Consider the following 4,704-nt stretch of genomic DNA (forward strand, 5'->3'; position numbering starts at 1 on the left):
TCTTTGATTTGCTTTTTAATTCGGTTGAGTTGCTCCGGATTGTTGCCCAGTTGGATCCCACGTTGGATAAACTCTTCGACCGACCAGGTGATGCAGTCTTCTAGACCGATATTTTTCAGCAGACTGTAGCTCATGCGGCCATAGTAATGGCGGCCTACCAGGGTAAGAACCGGCACCCCCATGTAAAGGGCTTCCATGGTGTGGGTTGCACCTGTGTAGGGAAAAGTATCTAGAATAAGATCAACGCAACCCAGTTGCCCACGGTGCTCCTCTGCTGTCTTAGTTGTAGCTAGGAAGCGTACTTTTTCATCTACTCCTAATTCTTTCGCCTTTGTCTTGTAGCGACTAATTACAGTAGATATCTCACCAGAGACTTTGACAATTAAGATTGCATTTTTGACTTCTTTAGTTATCCGTAAGTGAGCTTCAATACACTCCGAGGTACGCTTATAAGCACTAGATGCTGTTAAGAACAGTAAGTGATAAGGTTTTACATTAAGCTTACTCTTAAACTCATCTTTGGCTAAAGGAAAGAAATCTAAACTATCAATGGCACAGTAGCTCGGCAAACGAATTATTTTCTCTTGGTAATCAACTTGAGCATCCTCTGGCAGTATGTGTGGGTCGGCCAGAAAATAGTCAAACTCCGGCAATCCGACAGCATCTCCGCCTAACCATCCTATTTGAATAGGTGCGCACCGCAAGGCTGCACTCATATTTGCTTCGTGAATGGTTAAGGAGTCCATAAAAATCATGATGTCAACTTGGTCTTCGCGAGCTTGGGACACTACCTTGGGAATTGGCGTACCTTTTGGAAGGATGCGAAAGAACAAGTGATCGTGAGAGCTAAATCTTTGATAGAGATTATCATGCGAAGCTATTTCTTCAGTTGAATGTCCCCAAAAGTAATAGTACGATACATCCAAAGCTCCGCGATTTTGCAATCTTAACGAAGATTCGCTTAGGAAACCTACAGAATGACGCCGAAAGCAATTTCCTAAGTATCCTATGTGAGGCTTCTTGTGTGCTTTGTACAGCGCTTTCTGTTTTTCCCAGTGCTCCAACCAGGTAAAGTTTCTCTGCCTGGCCATGAGATTGAGAGTTTGAGAGAGAATTCGCCCGCCCAGTTGCTGATACCTTCTGATAAGCGATCTATCATCACTAACATAACTCCAGCAGAAGGCAACCCTGGACAAAATAACTCTGGCTATTGTCAAGCTATCCGATAGATTTTCAAGTGTCACCTGCCAGTCTTCCAGAAGGCAGGAACTCAGATGTTCTGTGATTTTGTCAATGATGTCTTTGATTTTTTCAGATTTAGAGGTGCGAATCAGCTTTTCTAGTGATTCGGCGAGAAGAGCTAGATAAACTATCAAGTTATCTTTATTCTCATCGGCAAGTGCTAAAAGTCTATCGCCAATTAGGCTGTAGTAATTGCTTGCTGAGTTATAGGATATTGCACCAACTATTTGATTAAACTCAGTTCTGATTATATCCTCTACTTTGTAGAGCCCATCGTAGTCTTTAGCTTTGTCTGGACTGAAAATAATTGCTAATTGAGATAGCAAACCTATAAATGCCGTTTTTTGGGCTTCTTGCAGTAATGGGATTAGTGAGTTTGCGATTGCGAAAAATAGATCTATATAACCTTTATCCAGCAATAGGGTAAGCGCTTTTACTGATTGAGAGCTTTCCTCTATGCGAACCGTGTTTGAATGAGCACTCTTGGTCTGTTTGTCAAGACACTCTAGGAGAGCTTGACCGTATAGCACTACTGACAAATCGTCTTCTGAGTCTACTGCATGAATTAAGAGCTTCTCAACGTTGTCTTTTTGTAGAGGATCTAGCTCAAAAGCTATCTCCCTTAGCTTTAGGGAAATCTGAAGGCCTTGCCTCTGACCTTTACCTTCGACGCTTTCCAGCTGGGTAGCTGCTTCTAGGATTGCCGAAGAGGCCTGTTGGCCCGAAAGAAGACCCTCAGTAACCAGCGACCTGAGAGTTAAGTAGGCCCTGCGGTGGTGAGGTGCAGATTGGAGAGCTTGGCAGAGCCGGGCAAGGGTGAAATCAGCCTTATCCAGAGCCTTGCTGATAGGCTGCGACCCGGCCAAGAGCTGCTCGAGGAAATAGCCCCACTCCGGGGGAGATAGGTTTTGATAGATTTCTCTGACCTGACCTTGAAATGCGTCGGGCTGATCGTCTTGCATAACCTTGACCTCGGCAGCCAAGGCCTCAAGGCTTGAATCGGAAGGCAAAGTAGAAAATTTACCTATCATACCAGAAAAGCTAAGCACTTGAAAGCACTAAAGTACCACCTTTCCCACTCGATGGCAAGATTCGGCAAGATCCGCAACTTTGCGTAGGGGGAGGCTGATATGGACTGGCGGTGGCGTGGGTATGCTAGGGCTAGCAGCTAAGCTGCGATGTCAAGTATGAACTACCTCTCTAAAGGACATAAGCCATGAGTGCCAAGACTCGTCAATCTTTGCTGCGTGCCAAGCTGGCACAGCAGCTCCTTTCCAAAGCCAAAGGCTTCACCTTGATCGAGCTGCTGGTGGTGATTGTGATTGTGGGTATTCTGACCGCGATTGCTGTTCCCCAGTTCTTGAACCAGATCCGTCGTGCCCGCGCTGCTGAGGGGCAAACGGCCCTAACTGCTGCTTCTCGTGGCGCCGAGGTCTACCGTATGGACACGACTGTGTACCCCGAAGGGTGGGCCAATATCGCTCCCGATCAGTGTAACACAAACGACAGAGCTGCACCCGACTACTGCGGACCGCAGGGTGACAAGTTCGTGAACGATCCCTGGGCTTCATATACCGCAAACTATGCGGAACCCACGTTCGACGGCGGGGGCACGCCAACTGGTGCAGTGATTTCAACAGAGGCAACCACGGCTTCCTATGTCAACCGCAGCAACGAGCCAATTAAATGTGAGATTGGTGTGGGAGATCAAGCTACTGAAATTGCAGAGAATAGTGAGTTCTATGTAGGCCGCTCTTGTAACGTGTTTGACTAATCTACTCTGAGTGCCCCATACTGCTCCCCAGATTTGGGGAGCTTTTTTAGTGCTTTGGGAGGGATTGGGAGAGGTTCTTGGCACAAGGTGCTCTGGCCATTGCCCTCCCCTAGAGCCTTAAAATGTAAGCAGCTTAGGGGTGTCACTTTAGCTGCTCAAGGGATCCGAAAAATGTCGGTTCGTCAACCAAAGCCAAAGTCGATTAACGGAAACGCCCGCAAATACTACAGATATCAGGAAGCCTGGAGACGCATAAAGCGAGCACAGGAAGAGGAATTCTTTCTAGAAGTGGTGACCATTGCAGAAAGCATCATTACCGACCGTCTGATTTCTCGCTTGGTCAAGGTTGAGAAGTTTATCCCCAGTGCTCAAAACTATTCGTTCCACCTTTTAATCAAAAAATGGAAAAAACGGCTACAAGCAGAACATACAATCATGTTGAGAAACCAGAAACACTTCGAGAGCTGATTCGCCAAGTAAGTGAATGGCGAAAGCAGAGAAATGCAGAGAAATTATGTTGTTCACGGGATTGTGAAGGATAATGCTGATAGTGAGGGACAGAGCATAGAAGATTTCATTGTCAAGGCTAAAAAAGTCGCTGAAATAGGAAGACAATTGGCTAGGAGAGTTTCTGCATGGCAGCAGAAACATAAGAGATATACCGTAGGGGAAAATAAAGTAAAGTGAATAGAGTTTCAGACTAATTCAGCCGAGCGGATCCTTTTGCCAGTAACTGCGAAGGGTAGGAAATGGGAGTGAGGATACCCTTCTCTACTAAGCTTTGGTTAATCATAGGGTTGTCGTAGAGTGTGAGCTCTTGATAAAGAGCCACCATTTGATTGATATCTCCTGAGCAGTAGGCATCTCGTGAGCGCAAGTGGAAGGGAACTCGAATGAGATTTGATTTTGAGCGCCACCAGTAGTCGGGAAAGTTTCCCAGTTGAGCGTACTTCTTGTAGTAGTTCTGGAAGCCGCAATTCAGGTAGTGCAAAACGGTTGGAGATGAGGTGACTAGGGTATGCTCCTCTGGAATGTCGAAACTATGTACGCTATTTGGCAAAATACTGGGATAAACTCGAGCTGCTGATTTCCCATTTTGATAAGCTAGAAAGTATTGGCTCTTGCCAGAGGTACTCTGAAACTTGGCATAAAAATCTGGATCTAAAACAGCAGGGTTTCTCTTGAACAGAGTAACTTCGCGAAAGTAATCTTCAATCTCAAACTTTTCGGGGGCCGCCTCGTAGTTTAAGAAGCGAACCTGAAGTATGTCGTTATCTAGCTGGTCAAACCAGTCCAAAGTAAGTGCCTCGCCGAGATAGAAGAGCTCATCTCCATCAATATGAATGATCCAATCCATGCCTTGGTCAAGGGCAAGCTGTATAGCAGTTTCCACATTTAAAATCTGGCGGGCCATGACCTCGTAGCCAACATGAGGGCCATATTTCGCATAGAGGATATTGCCTAGCGCTTGCTGGACTTGCAAAGCTTCGTCATTGGGAATAGCTGTTACGTCGGAGAATCTAAGCGCTATCTGAGCAGCGGGATCCTCTGGATCGTCAAAGAAGATATAGATGTGGGCGATTCCAATGGCGAGGTGGTAGCGAATAAAGGATTCCAAGCAAACTCCTGGATCCCGAACCGTGGTAACAATACAGACTCTGGCCATATTGAATTCGAGCCTTTAGGCA

The 4,704-nt window shown here is 46.1% G+C and carries 4 protein-coding genes and 1 pseudogene; 3 read left to right on the forward strand and 2 right to left on the reverse strand.

Annotated features, from left to right (window positions below; translation table 11 throughout):
* A pseudogene (locus NW858_RS07785) lies at positions 1-2,273 on the reverse strand (FkbM family methyltransferase); the annotation flags it as partial.
* 185 nt (positions 2,274-2,458) lie between these two features.
* Between NW858_RS07785 and NW858_RS07790 the strand changes: the two are divergent.
* The 3 genes from NW858_RS07790 to NW858_RS07800 all read left to right on the forward strand — a co-directional run bounded on the left by NW858_RS07790 (position 2,459) and on the right by NW858_RS07800 (position 3,703).
* Positions 2,459-3,016, forward strand: a complete 558-nt coding sequence (locus NW858_RS07790; protein ID WP_414335997.1) for a type IV pilin protein — start codon at positions 2,459-2,461, stop codon at positions 3,014-3,016.
* Between the two features lie 171 nt (positions 3,017-3,187).
* A complete protein-coding gene (locus NW858_RS07795; RefSeq protein ID WP_414335999.1) occupies positions 3,188-3,484 on the forward strand; it encodes a hypothetical protein in 297 nt (98 codons plus the stop codon).
* A gap of 33 nt (positions 3,485-3,517) precedes the next feature.
* Positions 3,518-3,703 (forward strand): hypothetical protein, encoded by a 186-nt coding sequence (locus NW858_RS07800; RefSeq protein ID WP_414520236.1) that lies wholly within the window; start codon positions 3,518-3,520, stop codon positions 3,701-3,703.
* A gap of 13 nt (positions 3,704-3,716) precedes the next feature.
* Here NW858_RS07800 and NW858_RS07805 read toward each other — a convergent pair whose 3' ends face one another.
* Positions 3,717-4,682: a glycosyltransferase family 2 protein gene (locus tag NW858_RS07805; RefSeq protein ID WP_414336000.1), complete on the reverse strand. Its 966-nt coding sequence runs from the start codon at positions 4,680-4,682 to the stop codon at positions 3,717-3,719.
* Positions 4,683-4,704: the final 22 nt, after the last annotated feature.

This window comes from Synechococcus sp. H55.10, from assembly GCF_047502715.1.
GTDB lineage: Bacteria > Cyanobacteriota > Cyanobacteriia > Thermostichales > Thermostichaceae > Thermostichus.

Excerpts from the sequence above, each read along its gene's own strand:
- NW858_RS07790 (WP_414335997.1), top strand. The coding sequence starts at position 2,459 with ATGAGTGCCAAGACTCGTCAATCTTTGCTGCGTGCCAAGCTGGCACAG.
- NW858_RS07795 (WP_414335999.1), top strand. The coding sequence starts at position 3,188 with ATGTCGGTTCGTCAACCAAAGCCAAAGTCGATTAACGGAAACGCCCGC.
- NW858_RS07800 (WP_414520236.1), top strand. The coding sequence starts at position 3,518 with ATGCAGAGAAATTATGTTGTTCACGGGATTGTGAAGGATAATGCTGAT.
- NW858_RS07805 (WP_414336000.1), bottom strand. The coding sequence starts at position 4,682 with ATGGCCAGAGTCTGTATTGTTACCACGGTTCGGGATCCAGGAGTTTGC.